Consider the following 16455-nt stretch of genomic DNA (forward strand, 5'->3'; position numbering starts at 1 on the left):
TGATGCGCCGACCGGCACACGAATTGCTTCGACTTTCGCTAGCGTCAGGTGCGCCCGTTGGACCTGATGCCTCCGTCAAAACCGAAGAAAGAAGGCTAGAAACATGAAACGCCTCCTCTCCACGTTCGCCCTTGCGGGTGCGTTCGGCCTCGCGGCCGTGAGCGCTCAGGCGGCCACCAAGCTGGAACAGGTGAAGTCCAAGGGCTTCGTCCAGTGTGGCGTCAGCCAGGGCCTTCCGGGCTTCTCGAGCCCGGACGACCAGGGACATTGGACGGGCCTCGACGTGGATTTCTGCCGCGCGGTCTCCGCGGCGGTCTTCGGCGACCCTGACAAGGTGAAGTTCACGCCGCTGTCGGCGAAGGACCGCTTCACCGCGCTGCAGTCGGGCGATATCGACATCCTCTCGCGCAACACGACCTGGACCATCACCCGCGACACCTCGCTGGGCCTGAACTTCGCGGGCGTCACCTATTATGACGGCCAGGGCTTCATGATCCGCAAGGACAAGAAGGTGAACTCGGCCCTCGAGCTCTCCGGCGCCTCGGTCTGCACCCAGACCGGCACCACCACCGAGCAGAACCTCGCCGACTTCTTCCGCGCCAACAACATGACCTACGAGGTCATCGCCTTCGCCACCAATGACGAGGTGGTCAAGGCCTATGACGCGGGCCGCTGCGACGTGCTGACGACCGACCGTTCCGGCCTCGCCGGCGAGCGTCTCAAGCTCACCAACCCGGACGACCACATCGTGCTGCCGGAGATCATCTCCAAGGAGCCGCTCGGCCCGGTGGTCTCGCATGGCGACGACCAGTGGTTCGACATCGTGAAGTGGGTGCTCTACGCCCAGATCGACGCCGAGGAGCTCGGCGTGAGCTCCAAGAACGTCGACGACCAGCTCAAGTCCGCGACCAATCCCGAGATCCGCCGCCTGCTCGGCCTCGAGGGCAAGTACGGCGAGGGCATGGGTATCGACAACGCCTGGGCCTACAACATCATCAAGAGCGTGGGCAATTACGGCGAGATGTATGACCGCAACGTCGGTCCCGACACCCCCCTGAAGCTGCCGCGCGGCGTCAACGCGCTGTGGACCAAGGGCGGCATCCAGTACGGCATGCCGATCCGCTGACGTTTCGATGAAACGGGCCCCTGGTTATACCGGGGGCCCGCCTTTCCCGGCCAAGCTGGCGCCAAGTCCGGCCCCGGGCAATGATCTGGCCTCGCAAAGAGGCGAAGGGGGACCATGTCGGATATGGCCATGCCCGGCGAAGGGCAATCAAAGACGCTATTCATCAACGACCCGAAGGTGCGCAGCATCGGCCTTCAGGTGATCGCCCTGATCGTCGTGGTCGTGCTCGGGTGGATGTTCATCGACAATGCGCGCGAGAACCTCGCCGACCAGAAGATCGCCACCGGCTTCGGCTTTCTCGAGAACACCGCCGGCTTCGGCATCAACCAGACCCTGATCCCCTATACCGAGACCTCGACCTATGGCCGCGCCTTCGTGGTGGGCCTGCTCAACACCATCCTCGTCGCCGTCGTCGGCATCTTCCTCGCCACCATCATCGGCTTCATGGTCGGCGTCGGGCGACTTTCCAAGAACTTCGTGGTCCGCGCGCTCTCGACCGTCTATGTCGAGATCCTGCGCAACCTGCCGCCGCTGTTCCAGATCCTGTTCTGGTACCTCGCCGTGCTCAGCGCCCTTCCGGGGCCGCGCCAGAGCATCAGCGTGTTCGGCGAGTTCTTCCTCTCCAATCGCGGCATCTTCGCGCCCCGCCCGGTATTCGGCGAGGGCTCCGGCCTCGTGGTGTGGGCGACCGGTGCCGCGATACTTGCCGTCGTATTGATCAACTACTGGTCGCGTGCGCGCCAGGAGGAGACCGGCCAGCGCATGCCGATGCTGCGGATCGGGCTCGCGATCCTGATCGGGCTGCCGCTGGTGGCGCTGATCGTCACCGGCTTCCCGATCAGCTTCGACCATCCCGAATTGAAGGGCTTCAACTTCGCCGGCGGCATCCGCATCATTCCCGAATTCGTGGCGCTGACCGTGGCGCTGGCGACCTACACGGCGGCGTTCATCGCGGAGAACGTGCGCGCGGGCATCCAGGCGGTGAGCCACGGCCAGACCGAAGCCGCGCATTCGCTGGGCCTGCGCAACGGCCAGACGCTGCGCCTCGTTGTCATTCCCCAGGCGATGCGGGTGATCATCCCGCCTTTGACCAGCCAGTACCTGAACCTGACCAAGAACTCCTCGCTGGCGGTCGGCATCGGCTATCCCGACCTCGTCGCGGTGTTCGCCGGCACGGCGCTGAACCAGACCGGGCAGGCGATCGAGATCATCGCCATCACCATGGGCGTCTACCTGCTGCTGTCGATCATCACCTCGATCATCATGAACGCCTACAACAAGCGCGTCGCGCTCGTGGAACGGTGAGGGGGCGGCGATGAGCCTGACATTCGACGACGGAACCTTCATCCGCGCGGAGATGGAGACCCCCCTGCCGCCGCCGGTGCGCAATATCGGCGTCATCGGCTGGATGCGCGAGAACCTGTTCTCGAGCGTGCTGAACACCATCCTCACCATCGTGGGCGTCGGCCTGTTCCTCCTGATCGTGCCGCCGCTCCTCCGCTTCATGGTGATCGACGCGGTATGGACCGGCGACAGCCGCGAGGCCTGCCTCGGGCCGGACGTCGGCGCGTGCTGGCCCTTCATCGGCGCCAAGTTCGGGCAGCTCATCTACGGCTTCTACCCGATCGAGGAGCGCTGGCGCCCGAACGTCGTCTTCGCCCTCGGCGCGCTTCTGCTGGTGCCGCTGCTGGTGCCGAGCTGGCCGATGAAGCGCCTGAACGCGCTGCTGTTCTTCGTCGCCTTCCCGATCGTCGCCTTCGTGCTGCTGACGGGCGGCAACATCGACGCCTCGGCCTTCCTGTTCGAGCGCTTCGGGCTGATCCACCTGATCGTCGGCGACGTCACCATCGCCGGGATCAACATCGCCTTCTGGGTGGACTACATCCTGACAGCGATCGCGGTGGCGCTGCTGGTCGGCGCGGTGATCGGCGTGATCGGGGGCAGCGCGCCCTCGGCGGCCCGAAACACGCTGATGGTGTTCGCTGCCTTCGGCATGCTGGTGCTGATCTGGGACATCGATTTCGGCCTCCCTTACGTGGAGACGCGCCAGTGGGGCGGGCTGCTGGTGACGCTGGTGATCGCGGTCACCGGCATCGTGGCCTCGCTGCCGCTCGGCATCGCGCTCGCGCTGGGGCGCCGCTCGACCATGCCGATCGTGCGGCTGCTGTCCATCGTGTTCATCGAGTTCTGGCGCGGCGTGCCGCTGATCACGGTGCTGTTCTTCGCCACCTACATGCTGCCGCTGTTCCTGCCGGCGGGCGCCAACCCGGACGGGCTGCTGCGCGCGCTGGTCGGCGTGGCGCTGTTCTCGGCCGCCTACATGGCCGAGGTGGTGCGCGGCGGGCTCCAGGCCATCCCCAAGGGTCAGTATGAGGGCGCCATGGCGATGGGCCTCACCTGGAGCCAGATGATGCGCCTCATCATCCTGCCGCAGGCGCTGACGCTGGTGATCCCGGGCATCGTGAACAGCTTCATCAGCCTGTTCAAGGACACGACGCTGGTGCTCATCGTGTCGATCTTCGACTTCCTGGGCCAGCTTCGCGCCTCCTTCACCGACCCGAACTGGGCCAGCCCGGTGACGCTCTATACGGGCTTCGCCTTTGCCGGCCTGATCTATTTCTTCTTCTGCTTCGGCATGTCACGCTACTCGCTCTTCGTGGAGCGGCGGCTGAACACCTCCCACCGGCACTGACGCCGACCACGCCTCTGGCGTTAAACGACGGAGAACCTGTCCAATGAGCGAATCCCACTCCATCGTGCCGGACGACGAGCTGCACGCGGTGCATACGGCCCCAGGCCACGAGGTCGCGGTCGAGCTGGTCGGCGTCCACAAATGGTACGGCGAGTTCCATGTCCTGAAGGACATCAACCTCAAGGTGAAGCGCGGCGAGCGCATCGTCATCTGCGGGCCGTCGGGCTCCGGCAAGTCGACCATGATCCGCTGCATCAACCGGCTCGAGGAGCACCAGCAGGGGACCATCGTGGTCGACGGCATCGAGCTGACCGACGATCTCAAGCGGATCGACGAGATCCGGCGCGAGGTCGGCATGTGCTTCCAGCACTTCAACCTGTTCCCGCACCTCACCATCCTCGAGAACTGCACGCTGGCGCCGATCTGGGTCCGCAAGATGCCCAAGAAGGACGCGGAGGAGCTGGCGATGCACTTCCTCACCAAGGTGAAGATCCCCGAGCAGGCGAACAAGTATCCCGGCCAGCTCTCCGGCGGCCAGCAGCAGCGCGTCGCCATCGCCCGCGCGCTTTGCATGAAGCCGAAGATCATGCTGTTCGACGAGCCGACCTCCGCGCTCGACCCCGAGATGGTGAAGGAGGTGCTGGAGACCATGGTCAGCCTCGCCGAGGAGGGCATGACCATGCTGTGCGTGACCCACGAGATGGGCTTCGCCCGTCAGGTCGCGAACCGAGTCATCTTCATGGATGCCGGCCAGATCATCGAGATGAACGAGCCCGAGGCGTTCTTCTCCAACCCGCAGCACGAGCGCACCAAGCTGTTCCTCAGCCAGATCCTGCACTGAGCGGGGCGCGGCGCCGACAAGCAAACGGCCGGCCCGCGAGCGCGGCCGGCCGTTTTCGTCAGGGGCGGGGAAGGCGCGTCAGAAGACCGGGCCGGTGGCGACCGGCTTGGTGGACGAGCCCCATTCGGTCCAGGAGCCGTCATAGAGCGCCTTGGGCTGGGCGCCGATGCTCTCCAGCGCCAGCCACAATATGGCGGCCGTCACGCCGGAGCCGCAGCTCGTGATCATCGGCAGGCCGGGATCGATGCCCGCCGCCGCCACCGCGGCGCGGACCGTCTGCGGATCGACGAGATGCCCGTCCTTCACCATCTTCGAGGCCGGCACGTTGCGCGAACCGGGAATATGGCCGGCGCGCACGCCGGGGCGCAGCTCGGGCGTGTCGCCGCGGAAACGGTCGGGCGAGCGCGCGTCGAGCACCTGGGCGGTGCCGCCGGCGATCGCCTTCGCCACGTCGTCCATGCTGGCGACCCACGCGCGGTCGAGCTTGGCCTCGAAATGCGATGGCAGGTGCTTGACGTCGCCGCTCTCGACCGGGTGCCCCTCGGCCTGCCATTTCGGGAAGCCGCCATCGAGGATGACGACGTCGATGGCGCCGAAGGCGCGCAGCGTCCACCACACGCGCGGCGCCGAGAACAGGCCCTCGGTGTCGTAGACGACGATCTTCATCAGCCGGCCGATGCCGAGCGATTCCATCGCCGCCGAGAAGGCGATCTCCGACGGCAGCATGTGTGGCAGCGGGCTCGCCGCATCGGCGATGGCTTCGATGTCGAAGAACACCGCGCCGGGAATATGCGCCTGACGGTACTCGTCATGCGGTTTCCGGCCCGACGCCGGCAGGTGCCACGAACCGTCGACGATGACGAGGTTCGGTGCGCCCAGATGGGCGGCCAGCCATTCGGTGGAGACAAAGTGACTGTCACTGGACATGGTGGAACTCCAGGGTTTCGGGCGTGAGGCTCACGCCCAGGCCAGCCGCACGCGGCGGTTCTGCTGGCCCTTCTTTTCAATCTTGGTGACCTGCACCGGCCCGATTTCGGCCAGGCTTCGCACATGGGTGCCGCCGCAGGGCTGCAGGTCCAGCCCCGCGATCTCGACGAGGCGCACCCGCCCCGTGCCCATGGGCGGCTTGACCGACATGGTCTTGACGAGGCCGGGATTGGCGATGAGCTCCTCGTCGCTGATCCAGCGCTCGCTCACCTGCGCGCCGGTGGCGATCATCTCGTTGACCCGGGCGGTGATCTCGTCCTTGTCGAGCCCGGCCTCGCGGATGTCGAAGTCGAGCCGGCTCTCCTCCTCGCCGATCGAGCCGCCCGTCACCGGGTAGGGCAGGGCGACGGAGAGAAGATGCAGCGCCGTGTGCATGCGCATGCGTTTGTGGCGGGTCGGCCAGTCGAGCCGCAGCGTCACGCCCTCGCCGGCCTCGGGCCGCTCGGCGTCGGCGGAGGCGGGCACGTGGATCACCTCCGCCTTGTCCGGCCCGTAGACGGCGGTGGAGATGGCGATCTCAGCCCCATCCGCGCGCACCAGCACGCCGCGGTCGCCCGGCTGGCCGCCGGCGGTGGCGTAGAACACCGTGCGGTCGAGAACGATGCCGCCCTCCGGCGTCACTTTGACCACGGTGGCCGGGGTCTCGGCGAGATAGGCGTCGTCGCGGAACAGGAGAGTGGTCGTCATCACACCAGAACGTTCGGCAGCTCGATCTTGCGCTCCAGCCAGCCCGGCACGGGCAGGCCCTTCTCACGCAGGAAGGTGGGGTTGAAGAGCTTGGATTGGTAGCGGGTGCCGTAGTCGCAAAGCACGGTCACGATGGTGTGGCCGGGCCCGAGCTCCTTGGCGAGGTGGATCGCGCCGGCGACGTTGATGCCGGACGAGCCGCCGAGGCACAGGCCCTCATGCTCGAGGAGGTCGAACACGATCTGCACCGCTTCCGAGTCCGGGATGCGGTAGGCGAGGTCGATAGGCGCGTCCTTGAGGTTCTCGGTGATGCGTCCCTGGCCGATGCCCTCGGTGATGGAGGAGCCCTCCGACTTCAGCTCGCCGGTCGTGTAGTAGCTGTAGAGCGCGGCGCCGAACGGGTCGGCGAGCGCGATCTTGATGTGGGCGTTGCGCTCCTTCAGCGCCATCGCCGTGCCCGCCAGCGTGCCGCCGGTACCCACCGCCGCGACGAAGCCGGCGACCTCGCCCTCGGTCTGGTCCCAGATCTCCGGGCCGGTGGTTTCGACATGGGCCTGCCGGTTGGCAACGTTGTCGAACTGGTTGGCCCAGATCGCCCCGTTCGGCTCGGTCTTGGCGAGCGCCTCGGCGAGGCGGCCGGAGACCTTCACATAGTTGTTGGGATTGGCGTAGGCGACCGCGGGCACTTCCACCAGCGTGGCGCCGGCGAGCCGCAGCATGTCCTTCTTTTCCTGGCTCTGGGTCTCGGGAATGACGATCACCGAGCGGAAGCCGAGCGCATTGCCGACCAGCGCGAGGCCGATGCCGGTATTGCCCGCCGTGCCCTCGACGACGACGCCACCCGGCCGCAGCGTCCCGCGCGCGACCGCGTCCTGGATGATGTACAGGGCGGCGCGGTCCTTCACAGATTGACCGGGATTGAGGAACTCGGCCTTACCGAGAATGGTGCAGCCCGTCATCTCGGAGGCGCGCTGGAGCTTGATGAGCGGCGTGTTGCCGATGGCCTCGACAAGGCCGTTCTTGATGTTCATGAGAATACGACGCGTGGCGTTTTAAAGGATTCACGACGTTAGTCGCGCCGGTGGGGATCGGCAACCGCCGCCTGTCCTCAATCCTTGCCCAGCCGCTGGAAACGCTCGAGCGCGCGGCGGCGGGCGGTGTCGAGATCGAGCGCCGGGCGCGGATAGGTCTCGCCGAGGACGATTCCCGCCTTGTGCAGCACCTCTTCCGGAGCCTGCCACGGCTTGTGGATCACCTTTGCGGGAAGAGCCGCGATCTCGGGCACGAAGCGGCGGATATAGGCGCCGTCCGGGTCGAACTTCTCGCCCTGCAGCACCGGATTGAAGATGCGGAAATAGGGCGCGGCGTCGGCCCCGCTGCCGGCGACCCACTGCCAGCTCGCGGGGTTGTTGGCCGGATCGGCGTCGACCAGCGTGTCCCAGAACCATTCCTCGCCCCGCCGCCAGTCCACCAGCCCCTGCTTGATGAGCAGCGAGGCGGCGATCATGCGCACGCGATTGTGCATCCAGCCCGTCTGCCAGAGTTGGCGCATGCCGGCATCGACGATCGGAAAGCCGGTGAGGCCGCGCTGCCAGGCGCGCTCGAATGCGGCGTCGCGCTGCCAGGCGAAACCGTCGAAGCGGGCGTTGAAGTTGCGCGTCGCGAGGTCCGGATTGTGAAACAGCAGGTGGTAGGAGAATTCGCGCCAGTAGAGCTCGCTGAGGAACTTCTCGACATCGGCGGGCCGCGCCTCGCCGCTCGCCTCCGCATGCAGGACCGCTGCGCGTATCTGGTGCGGCGAGATGTTGCCGGCGCGCAGATAGGGCGAGAGCCGCGAGGTATTCTCGCGGTCGGGCCGGTCGCGGCCGGCGGCATAGCCGTCGATTCCGTCTTCCAGAAAGCGTTCCAGCGCGGCGCGGGCGCCGGCCTCGCCGGGTGTCCAGGCGGCGCGCAGCCCGCCGGCCCAGTCCGGCGCCTGAGGCTCGAGCCGCCAGTCCTCCAGCCTGTCGCCGGCGGGGGGCTCGGCCCAGGGCCAGCGGGCATGGCTCGCGGCGAGCGGCTGGCGCACCTCGCGGCTGCGGGCGGCGCGGTAGAACGGCGTGAAGACGCGATAGGGGCCGTCCTCACGGGTCAGCACCGTCCAGGGCTCGTGCAGCAGGGTGGCGCTGAAGCTCTCGGTCTGGATGCCCTCGTCGCGAAGGGCGGCCTTCAGCGTCGTGTCGGTCGCGACCCCGGCGCCGTCATAGCGCCGGTTCCAGTAAACCGCGCCGGCACCCGTCTCGCGCACGAGCGCGGGCAGGATCTCGCGCGCATCGCCGCGGCGCAGCGTCAGCGTGCCGCCGTGCCGGGCGAGGTCGCGTGCGAGGGCCGCGAGCGAACGGCCGAGCCACCAGCGCGCCGCGCCGCCGGGCGGGCGGATGTCCGGGCCTTCTTCCAGCACATGGAGCAGCACCAGCGGGCGGGCGCTGGCCCGCGCGGCGTCGAGGGCGGGATTGTCGGCAAGCCTCTGGTCGTCGCGGAGCCAGACCAGGGCGGGGCGAGCGGCGGGAGCGTTCATCGCGCACCTTCTGTGGAAGCGGACGAGACCGCTTTTACGATCAGGATCCTGGCGCGGATCACGCCGCCCGGCAGCAGATAGTTCGTGCCCTCCGACCGAGAAGGGCTGGCCCCATTGGCAATTTTTATATGATGATGATAATGTAAAAAACATCTTGGGCATGCCGCCCGTCGAACATTGGAGATCCTCATGAATTCCCAGTCACTTGGAACCGCCGTCGTCACCGGCGCCTCGTCCGGAATCGGCCGCAGCTACGCCACCCAGCTCGCGCGCAAGGGCTACGACCTCGTCCTCGTCGCCCGCAATCGCGGGCGGCTGGAGGCGCTGTCGGGCGAACTCGCAACCGCTTCGCCGGGCCGCAGCTTCGAGGTGCTGGTGGCCGATCTCGAAAGCGCGGCGGACGTCACCGCGCTCGCGGATCGCATCGCCGGCGACCCGGCCATCACCCTGCTGGTCAACAATGCCGGAGCCGGCACGGAAGGCCCGGTGATTGGCGCCGATGTCGGCAAGATCGACGCCATGGTCCAGCTCAACGTGGTGGCGCTGAGCCGGCTGGCGGTGGCGGCGGCCAATGCCTTCGCAGCCCGCGGGCGCGGCACGCTGGTCAATATCGCCTCGGTGGTGGCGCTGATGCCGGAGAACCTTCTCGGTGCCTACAGCGCGACCAAGGCTTACGTGCTCGCGCTTACTCAATCGCTGCACAACGAGCTGAAGGACGGCCCGGTGCGGATTCAGGCGGTTCTGCCGGGGCTCACCCGCACCGAGTTCTTCGACCGTTCGGGGCTCGATATCGCGTCCTATCCGCCGGAGATGATGATGGAGGTGGACGAGCTGGTCGCCGCCGCCCTCGCCGGGCTCGAGATGGGGGAGGTGATCACCATCCCCTCGCTGCCGGATGCCGGTGCCTGGGACGCGCTGGTCGCCGCCCGCATGGCGATGCTGCCGGATCTGTCGCGCGATCACGCGGCGGCGCGCTACGGGCTGAAGGCCGAGGCGGCCGAATAGCCGCGCCAACCGGTGGCCGGTGCGGCGCTCAGTAGTCCCACTGGGCGCCGATGCCGACCTCGGCCGCGCCGCTGGCGCTGGTCGCGCCCTGCAGCTTGATGTTGCGGGTGACGTCGATGTCGACCGTCACGCGGCTCGAATTCGACGAGGTGCCCTGGCGCACGCCGAGATAGATGTTGTCGTTCAGCCGGCGGCCAAGGCCGACCTGTCCGCCCTTGCCGGTCGAGTCGGCGCCGACGTCGAGATTGTCGACCCCGAGCGAGCGCCGCACGCTGTCGAGCACGGTGCCGCCGCCGGAGAACTGGGCGACGATCTGCGCGAGCTGGATCGCCTGGCTGGCGTTGAGCGCGCCGGCATTGCGCCCGAACAGCAGCCGCGAAAGCACCTCGTCCTGCGGCAGGGTGGGGGTCGAGGTGAAGGTGATGTCGGGCTGCGAGGCCGGCCCGGAGATGAGCACGCGGGCGGTGATGTCCTGCGCCGTGGTCTCGGCCACGAAATCGAGCTCGGGGTCGGTGTTGCCGGTGAAGGTGATGCGCCCGCGGGTGAAGGTGAGCCGGCGCGAGCCGAGCTCGAAGGTGCCGCGGCGCATCTCGAACGCGCCGTTGGTCACCGGCGCGTGGCTGGTGCCGGTGAGGCGCAGCTCGCCGCCGAGCTGGGCGTCGACGCCCATGCCGCGCACGAACACGGTGTTGTTGGGCGCGGCGATGACGAGGTCGAGCGGCATGCCGCCGCTGCTCGGGCCGCTGGCGGTCGCCTCCGACGGGCGTGCCGGATGCGCCTGCCGGTACCTCTGGCTGGCGTTGACGTGACGCACGTCGAGGTCCTGCACGCCGCCGGGGAAGCGGTCCGGGATGCTGATGTCGAGCGCGCGCAGCGTGATGCGGCCGGTGATGCGCGGGTCGCGCAGGAACGCACCCTCGACGCTGAGCGGCCCCTCGGCGACGAGGCGCATCAGGTCACTGTTGACCAGCGCCGCGTTGCTGAGGGTGAGGTCGATCTTGCCCGGCAGGCCGGCGGCGGGATCGAGCGCGACATTGCCGCGCCCGGTCACCGTGCCGCCATTGGAGGTGCGGGCGGAAAAGGAGGTGAGGGTGACCGAGCGCTCGGTGCCGGTGATCACCGCCTCGATGCGGTCGAGCGACACGCCGTTGACCGCGTCGTCGAAGCGCCCGCCGCTGATGCGCACCGTGCCACCTGCGCTCGGGGCGGCGGCGGTGCCGCGCAGCGTGGCGTCGATATTGGCGTTGCCGGTCAGGCGCGCGCCGGTGGTGCCGAGCAGCGGGTTGATGATGGCGAGATCGATGGCCCCACGGATGGCGAGGTCGAGATTGCCGCCCGCGATCGGCACTGAGCCGTTCACGGTGACGCCGCGCAGATTGCGCCCGCTGATGGTGGAGGTGATGCTGGCGCGGCCATTGGCCAGATTGCCGTTGGCGGCGATGTCGAACGGGCCGGCGCCCGCATTGGCGATGTCCGGGCTGCTGAGCCGGGAGACCGTAACCTGGTAGTTGCCGGTCGGCGCGCTAGCCGTGCCGGTCACGCGCGCCGTGGCGGCCAGCGTGCCGGTAAGGCCGAGGCCGGGCACCGCCATGTCGGCGAGCGAAAGCGGCAGGGCGCGGATGTCGACCGACAGGTCGAGCGTCTGCCCCGCCTTGCCCGAGACCGTGGCGCTGCCGCTGCCGGCGGTCAGCGCCAGCTTGTCGATGCTGACCGAGCCGTCGGCGACCGTGAAGGTGACGGGCTGGGTGGTGCGGATCGTGACCTTGCCGCGCGTCGCGTTCAGCGTGTCGAGGCGCAGCCGCGCGCCGTTATTGTCGAGCGGGTCGAGCCGGCCGGCGGTGCTGAGCCGCACGCCCTGCGCCTGCGCGTCGAGGGTCAGGTCGGTGCCGGCCGTGCTGCCCTTGGCGTTGAGTTTGGCGCTTTCGATCACCACACCCGAGACGTCCACGGCGGCGAGGTCCACCGTGCCGTTGATCAGCGGCACACGGGCGGGATCGACGACGGTAGCGTCGATCTTCGCCGTGCCCACGCGCTGGCCGGCGAAACGCACATCGGCGGCGTCGGCCTTCACGGCGACGCGTTGGCGCCCGTCCGCCGCGTCGAGCGTCACATCGGCGTCGAGCCGCCCCGACGCCTCGGTGAGCGTCAGTGCCGAGATGTCGGCGAGGTTGCCCGCCTTCACCGCGAGCGTGCCGGTGACGAGATTGCTCGGCGCCAGCGCTACGTCACCGCGCGCGGTTACCGAGCCGATGGCGATGTCGAGGCCGGTGAGGCGGCGCGTCTCGTCGGCGAGCGTCTCGAGGCTGCCGGCGCCGGTCGCGGGCTTGCCCGCCACGTCGCCCGAAAGCTGGAAGCGCCCGCCGACCTTGCCGGTCAGGTCGGTGGCGGTCACGTCGAGGGCGAGGTCCTTGATCGGGCGGTCCATCGCCCGGCCGTCCGGGATCGAGATCTTCGCCGTCACGCCGAGATTCTCCAGCGTACCGGAGAAGGCGGCGTCGGCGTCGAGCGCGCCGGAGACGCGCGGATCGAGGCGGGCCAGGTTGTCGAGCGTGAGCTTGGCCTTGAGGTCGGCGAGGTCGGTCGCGACCCGCCCGTCGAGGACGAGGGCGAGGCCCTGCGCATTCACCTTCAGCTCGTTGACGGAGATCGCGTTCTCGCCGTTGCGGGCGAGCGCGCCGTCGATGCTGAGCCCGCCGCCGATCAGCCCGTCGAGCTGGGCGAGGCCGGTGGCAAGCTTGTCGGCACTGCCCTTCACGGTGAGCGACAGCCGGCTGAGGTCGGTGGTGCCGTCCACATCCGCGTCAAGCGTGGCGACGCCCGCCAGCGGACGGCCGGCGAGCGGGCCGAAGGCGGCGAGATCGAGCCGCTCGACATTGAGCTTGCCGGCGATGGTCTGCGCGTCCGCCCGCCCGTCGAAGCGGGCCGTCAGCGCGCTGAGGCGCAGCGCGACGTCGGTGAGGACGGCATTGGCGAAATCCGGGCCCGAGGGAACGGTGGCCGAGAGGCTGAAATCGCCGCTGGTGCCGAGTGCACCGGCGACCTGCGGGTCCTCCGCGCTCAGCCCGCCGGCGGTGCCCTTGGCGGTGACGGCGAGGGTGCCGCCAGTGCCGGGCGTGGTGGCGAAGGTGGCGTCGAGCGTCGAGGCGCCGTAGCCCATGCCCGAAAGGCCGGCGGCGGCGAGGCTGGCGTTCAGCGCGGGGGCGGCCTGCGTCCCCTTCAGCGTGCCGTTGAGCCGCATGCTCTGCCAGCTCACGCCGGGCGCGAGGGCGGAGAAGCGGGCGGCGTCGCCCACGGTGACGTCGAAGGCGAGGTCGAACACGCGCGCCGGGCTGATCGTGCCGTTGAGCGCGGCCCCGAAACCGGCGGCGCGCGCGCTCACCTTCTCCAGCGCGACCGTCTGGTTCGGATCAATCGTGGCGGCGCCGGAAAGCTCCGTGCGGCCCTCGAACAGCGGGGCGATGTCGCCGGGCAGCAGCCGCGCGATGTCGGCGTCGAGCGCGAAGGTGATGCGGTGGGCGTCGCCCACGGCGCGGATGCCCGCGACCCCGCCTGCCTCGGCGACGTCGCCGGCCTTCAGGGTGAGGCGGCCATCCCAGTTGTCCAGCGGGCCGGCGCCCTTCAGCGTCGCCGCGATCTCGGGCAGGCCGTCGAGGCCGGCGGCGCGGGCGATCAGGCCGCCGGCGGGCTCGCTGGCGGCGATGTCGAGCTCGAGCCGGCTGGTCTCCGGCGCATAGGCGGCGCGGCCCTTGACGCTGCCCGGCTCGTCGAGCCGCTTGAGGTCGAAGTCGAGCGACAGGCCGCGCGCCAGCGAGGCGACGTCGGCCGAGGCCTCGAAGGACAGGCGCGCGGCGTGGCCGAGCACCGGCTCGGCGATGTCGATGTCGCCGATGGCGAGCCGCGCGACCCGCACCGGCAGCGCGAAGGAGGTGCCGTCCGTGCTCTCCGAGGGCGCGGCGGGCGGCAGATCGGGCAGGCGCGCGAGCTTCAGCGCGTCGGCCTGGAGGCGCGTGACGTCGAGCGTGCGCCGCAGCAGCTCCAGCGGGCGCCAGGCGAGGCGTAGATTGTCGATCTCGGCGAAGGTGCCCTTGGCATCGGCGGCCTCGATGCGCCCGACGCTCATGTCGAAGGGCACGAAGCCGCGAATGTCGCTGATGCCGACCTTCAGCCCCTCCGAAGAGGCGAGCGAGGAGCCGAGGCGCGCCAGCATCGCCTTGCCCGGCGGGGTCTGGATCGCGCCGAAGGCGAGCAGCACCACGCCCACGAGGGCGAGCAGGGTGATGCCGAGGACCTTCAGGATTCGCTTCATCAGAAAGCCTGCCCCAAGCTGACATAGAGCCCGAAATCGCCGTCATCGGGCCCCGGATTGATCGGGAAGGCGAGGTCGAGCCGCAGCGGGCCGACCGCCGTATAGTAACGCAGGCCGATGCCCGCGGAATATTTCAGCCCATCAAAGTCCGGTGTGGCCGACGAGAAGGCCGCGCCCATGTCGAAGAACGGCACGATGCCGATCGTGTCGGTGACACGGATGCGCGCTTCCGCCGAGGCCTCGAAATAGCTGAGACCGCCGATGATGATGCCGTCCTCGTTGCGCGGGCTGATCGACTGGTAGTCGTAGCCGCGCACCGAGCCGCCGCCGCCGACATAGAAGCGGCGTTGCGGCGGGACGTCGTAGATGTCGTTGGCGCCGATGACGCTGCCGCCGGCCACCCGCCCGGCGAGGATGAAGCGCTTCTCCTCGTCGAAGGCGTGGTAGGTGGAGAACGCCACATCCACCATGGTCGGCCCCGCGCCCGCGTCGCCGAGATAGGCGTAGGGCTCCGCCGTGCCGGAGAAGCGGATGCCGCGCGAGGGGTCGAGCTCGCTGTCGGTGGTGTCGTACTTCAGATAGAACGGGACGCCGACGATGCTGTAGTCGTGCGTGCCGGTGGTGTCCTCCACCTGCGACTGCTCGAGGTCGAGGCTCACCTGCAGGCTGAGCTGGTCGTTGAAGCGGTGGCGCACGCCGGCGACGAAGGTCACGGCCTCGCGCACATAGGCGTTGGTCACCTCGCGCAGCACCGCCGCGTCCGCCAGCAGGTCGTCCTGCGCGGTGTAGATGCCCGGCTTCATGAAGGACGCCGAGATCTTGTAGCCGAACGGGTCGGCGTCGGGAACCGCCTCGGGCTGCTCGCCGAACCAGGAGGCCTGCGCGTCGAGGCGCAGCGTCTCGCCACCGCCAAACAGGTTGCGGTGACCCCAATAGACGTCGATCAGCGAGCCGTCGGTCGAGGAATAGGAGGCGGAGAAGCCGAAATAGCGGGGCTTGCGCGGCGAGACGACGATCTCGATCGGCAGGGTGCCGTCCGGGTCGAGCTTCGAGGCCTCGTTGATGCGCACGCTGCCGATGGACTCATAGGTCAGCAGGCGCCGCCGGAGCCGGTTCAGCGCGTCCGACGAATAGGGCGTGCCGGGCGGGATCTCGATCCGCTGCTCGACGAAGCCTGGGGTGAGGAAGTCCGCGCCGGAGACGGTGAAGCGCCCGAAGGCCGCGTGCGGGCCGGGATCGACCTTCAGCGTCACGTCGAGCGTGTGCGTGGCGTGGTCGGCGACCACATCGCGCGAGACGACGCGCGCGAAGGGGCGCGCATGCAGCCGGTAGTAGTCGACGATGATGCCCTCGGAGCGCACCACCTCGGTCGCGAGTGCCGGCTCGCCGGGGCGCAGGCGCAGCTCGTTCAGCGTCGGGCCGTCGGCGAGCGGGCGTCCGCTCGAAGCGTCGAGCACGCGGACGGTGCCGAAATGGAACAGCGCGCCGGGCTGGACGTCGACCATCACCGGCACCGGGCCGCGCTTGCGGGCGGCCTCGACGATCTCGAAGATGTTCGGCGCGTCGGGCGCGTTGCCCGCGATAAGGATGCGCACCGTACCGGCGTAATAGCCGGCCGAGTAGAGCGCGGCGTTGATGTCGCGCTGGTCGGCCAGGGCCCGGCGGACCAACCCGGCCGCCCCCGAGGGAGGACGCGCCTTCAGCGTTTCGAGATTGGAGGCCGCTTCCACCTGCTTGCGCAGGTCGCTGTCGCCATGGACCTCGATCTTGACCGTATAGGGCGTGGCGTCGGCCGGCGGCGGGCCGGCATCGGCAAGGCGCTGTGGATTAAAAAGATTCGCCAAGTCATTGAAAAGACCCGGCTCCGTCTTCTTCTCGACGTCCGTCTCGGTGGCTGTCTGGGTCGAGGTCTGGGCGCGTGCCGGGTGCGGGGCGGCGAGCGTGGCGAAGGCGAGCGCAAGGAGCACGCACGGAGCGCGTCTCATTCCCCCCAGGACCCTAGCTACGCCACCCTTCAATACTCTTCATCCGACGTCAGGTTCGAACCGGCGCCTCGCACGCCGCAGCACGAAGACACGATGAAGCCGCGAACCTATCGCCACGGCAATGAATTTTCACTTTCCAAACCTAATTATAGAAGCTGATTGCCGCGATACCGTCGCTGGGTCAACCGGTCACGGGCCTGGATATCAGCGAAAAAAGGCGCGGACGTTGCCGTCCGCGCCTTTCGAAGGTCACGATCTCCGACGAAGCG

11 protein-coding genes are annotated in these 16455 nt (G+C 68.7%); 5 read left to right on the plus strand and 6 right to left on the minus strand.

What is annotated here, in order from left to right; all coding sequences use genetic code 11:
• Positions 1-103: 103 nt before the first annotated feature.
• The 4 genes from NVS83_RS05555 (at position 104) to NVS83_RS05570 (ending at position 4659) form a co-directional block, all read left to right on the plus strand.
• On the plus strand, positions 104-1126 hold the full coding sequence (locus tag NVS83_RS05555) for an amino acid ABC transporter substrate-binding protein (RefSeq protein ID WP_258730449.1): 1023 nt from the start codon (positions 104-106) through the stop codon (positions 1124-1126).
• Between the two features lie 114 nt (positions 1127-1240).
• The gene (locus NVS83_RS05560; protein WP_258738412.1) at positions 1241-2431 is read left to right on the plus strand and encodes an amino acid ABC transporter permease; all 1191 of its coding nucleotides are present in this window, start codon (positions 1241-1243) and stop codon (positions 2429-2431) included.
• Between the two features lie 10 nt (positions 2432-2441).
• The gene (locus NVS83_RS05565; RefSeq protein ID WP_258738413.1) at positions 2442-3818 is read left to right on the plus strand and encodes an amino acid ABC transporter permease; all 1377 of its coding nucleotides are present in this window, start codon (positions 2442-2444) and stop codon (positions 3816-3818) included.
• Positions 3819-3861: 43 nt separating this feature from the next.
• Positions 3862-4659 carry an amino acid ABC transporter ATP-binding protein gene (locus NVS83_RS05570; RefSeq protein ID WP_258738414.1) on the plus strand — a complete coding sequence of 266 codons (798 nt, stop codon included), beginning with the start codon at positions 3862-3864 and terminating at the stop codon, positions 4657-4659.
• Positions 4660-4737: 78 nt separating this feature from the next.
• Here NVS83_RS05570 and sseA read toward each other — a convergent pair whose 3' ends face one another.
• From sseA to NVS83_RS05590, 4 genes are all read right to left on the minus strand, one after another.
• Entirely contained in the window at positions 4738-5586 is an 849-nt protein-coding gene (gene sseA, locus NVS83_RS05575) for a 3-mercaptopyruvate sulfurtransferase (RefSeq protein WP_258738415.1), read from the minus strand.
• Between the two features lie 30 nt (positions 5587-5616).
• The gene (locus tag NVS83_RS05580; protein ID WP_258738416.1) at positions 5617-6333 is read right to left on the minus strand and encodes an alanyl-tRNA editing protein; all 717 of its coding nucleotides are present in this window, start codon (positions 6331-6333) and stop codon (positions 5617-5619) included.
• Positions 6333-7364, minus strand: a complete 1032-nt coding sequence (locus NVS83_RS05585) for a cysteine synthase A (protein ID WP_258730443.1) — start codon at positions 7362-7364, stop codon at positions 6333-6335. The genes NVS83_RS05580 and NVS83_RS05585 overlap by 1 nt, the downstream gene beginning before the upstream one ends.
• Positions 7365-7441: 77 nt before the next feature.
• Positions 7442-8890 carry a cryptochrome/photolyase family protein gene (locus NVS83_RS05590; RefSeq protein WP_258738417.1) on the minus strand — a complete coding sequence of 483 codons (1449 nt, stop codon included), beginning with the start codon at positions 8888-8890 and terminating at the stop codon, positions 7442-7444.
• A 189-nt stretch (positions 8891-9079) separates the two neighbouring features.
• Here NVS83_RS05590 and NVS83_RS05595 point away from each other — a divergent pair, with 189 nt between their 5' ends.
• Positions 9080-9895 carry an SDR family NAD(P)-dependent oxidoreductase gene (locus NVS83_RS05595; protein WP_258738418.1) on the plus strand — a complete coding sequence of 272 codons (816 nt, stop codon included), beginning with the start codon at positions 9080-9082 and terminating at the stop codon, positions 9893-9895.
• Between the two features lie 28 nt (positions 9896-9923).
• Here NVS83_RS05595 and NVS83_RS05600 read toward each other — a convergent pair whose 3' ends face one another.
• Together NVS83_RS05600 and NVS83_RS05605 are read right to left on the minus strand one after the other, a co-directional pair.
• Complete coding sequence (locus NVS83_RS05600; RefSeq protein WP_258738419.1) at positions 9924-14201, minus strand: translocation/assembly module TamB domain-containing protein; 4278 nt, start codon at positions 14199-14201, stop codon at positions 9924-9926.
• Positions 14201-16168: an autotransporter assembly complex protein TamA gene (locus tag NVS83_RS05605; protein ID WP_258738420.1), complete on the minus strand. Its 1968-nt coding sequence runs from the start codon at positions 16166-16168 to the stop codon at positions 14201-14203. Before NVS83_RS05605 ends, NVS83_RS05600 begins: the two co-directional genes overlap by 1 nt.
• Positions 16169-16455: the final 287 nt, after the last annotated feature.

The organism is Ancylobacter mangrovi, from assembly GCF_024752335.1.
Taxonomy (GTDB): Bacteria; Pseudomonadota; Alphaproteobacteria; order Rhizobiales; family Xanthobacteraceae; genus Ancylobacter; species Ancylobacter mangrovi.

Bases quoted from the DNA above. Each gene is read 5' to 3' on its own strand.
- NVS83_RS05555 (WP_258730449.1), top strand. From the start codon at position 104: ATGAAACGCCTCCTCTCCACGTTCGCCCTTGCGGGTGCGTTCGGCCTC.
- NVS83_RS05590 (WP_258738417.1), bottom strand. From the start codon at position 8,890: ATGAACGCTCCCGCCGCTCGCCCCGCCCTGGTCTGGCTCCGCGACGAC.
- NVS83_RS05560 (WP_258738412.1), top strand. From the start codon at position 1,241: ATGTCGGATATGGCCATGCCCGGCGAAGGGCAATCAAAGACGCTATTC.
- NVS83_RS05570 (WP_258738414.1), top strand. From the start codon at position 3,862: ATGAGCGAATCCCACTCCATCGTGCCGGACGACGAGCTGCACGCGGTG.
- NVS83_RS05565 (WP_258738413.1), top strand. From the start codon at position 2,442: ATGAGCCTGACATTCGACGACGGAACCTTCATCCGCGCGGAGATGGAG.
- sseA (WP_258738415.1), bottom strand. From the start codon at position 5,586: ATGTCCAGTGACAGTCACTTTGTCTCCACCGAATGGCTGGCCGCCCAT.
- NVS83_RS05595 (WP_258738418.1), top strand. From the start codon at position 9,080: ATGAATTCCCAGTCACTTGGAACCGCCGTCGTCACCGGCGCCTCGTCC.
- NVS83_RS05580 (WP_258738416.1), bottom strand. From the start codon at position 6,333: ATGACGACCACTCTCCTGTTCCGCGACGACGCCTATCTCGCCGAGACC.
- NVS83_RS05585 (WP_258730443.1), bottom strand. From the start codon at position 7,364: ATGAACATCAAGAACGGCCTTGTCGAGGCCATCGGCAACACGCCGCTC.
- NVS83_RS05600 (WP_258738419.1), bottom strand. From the start codon at position 14,201: ATGAAGCGAATCCTGAAGGTCCTCGGCATCACCCTGCTCGCCCTCGTG.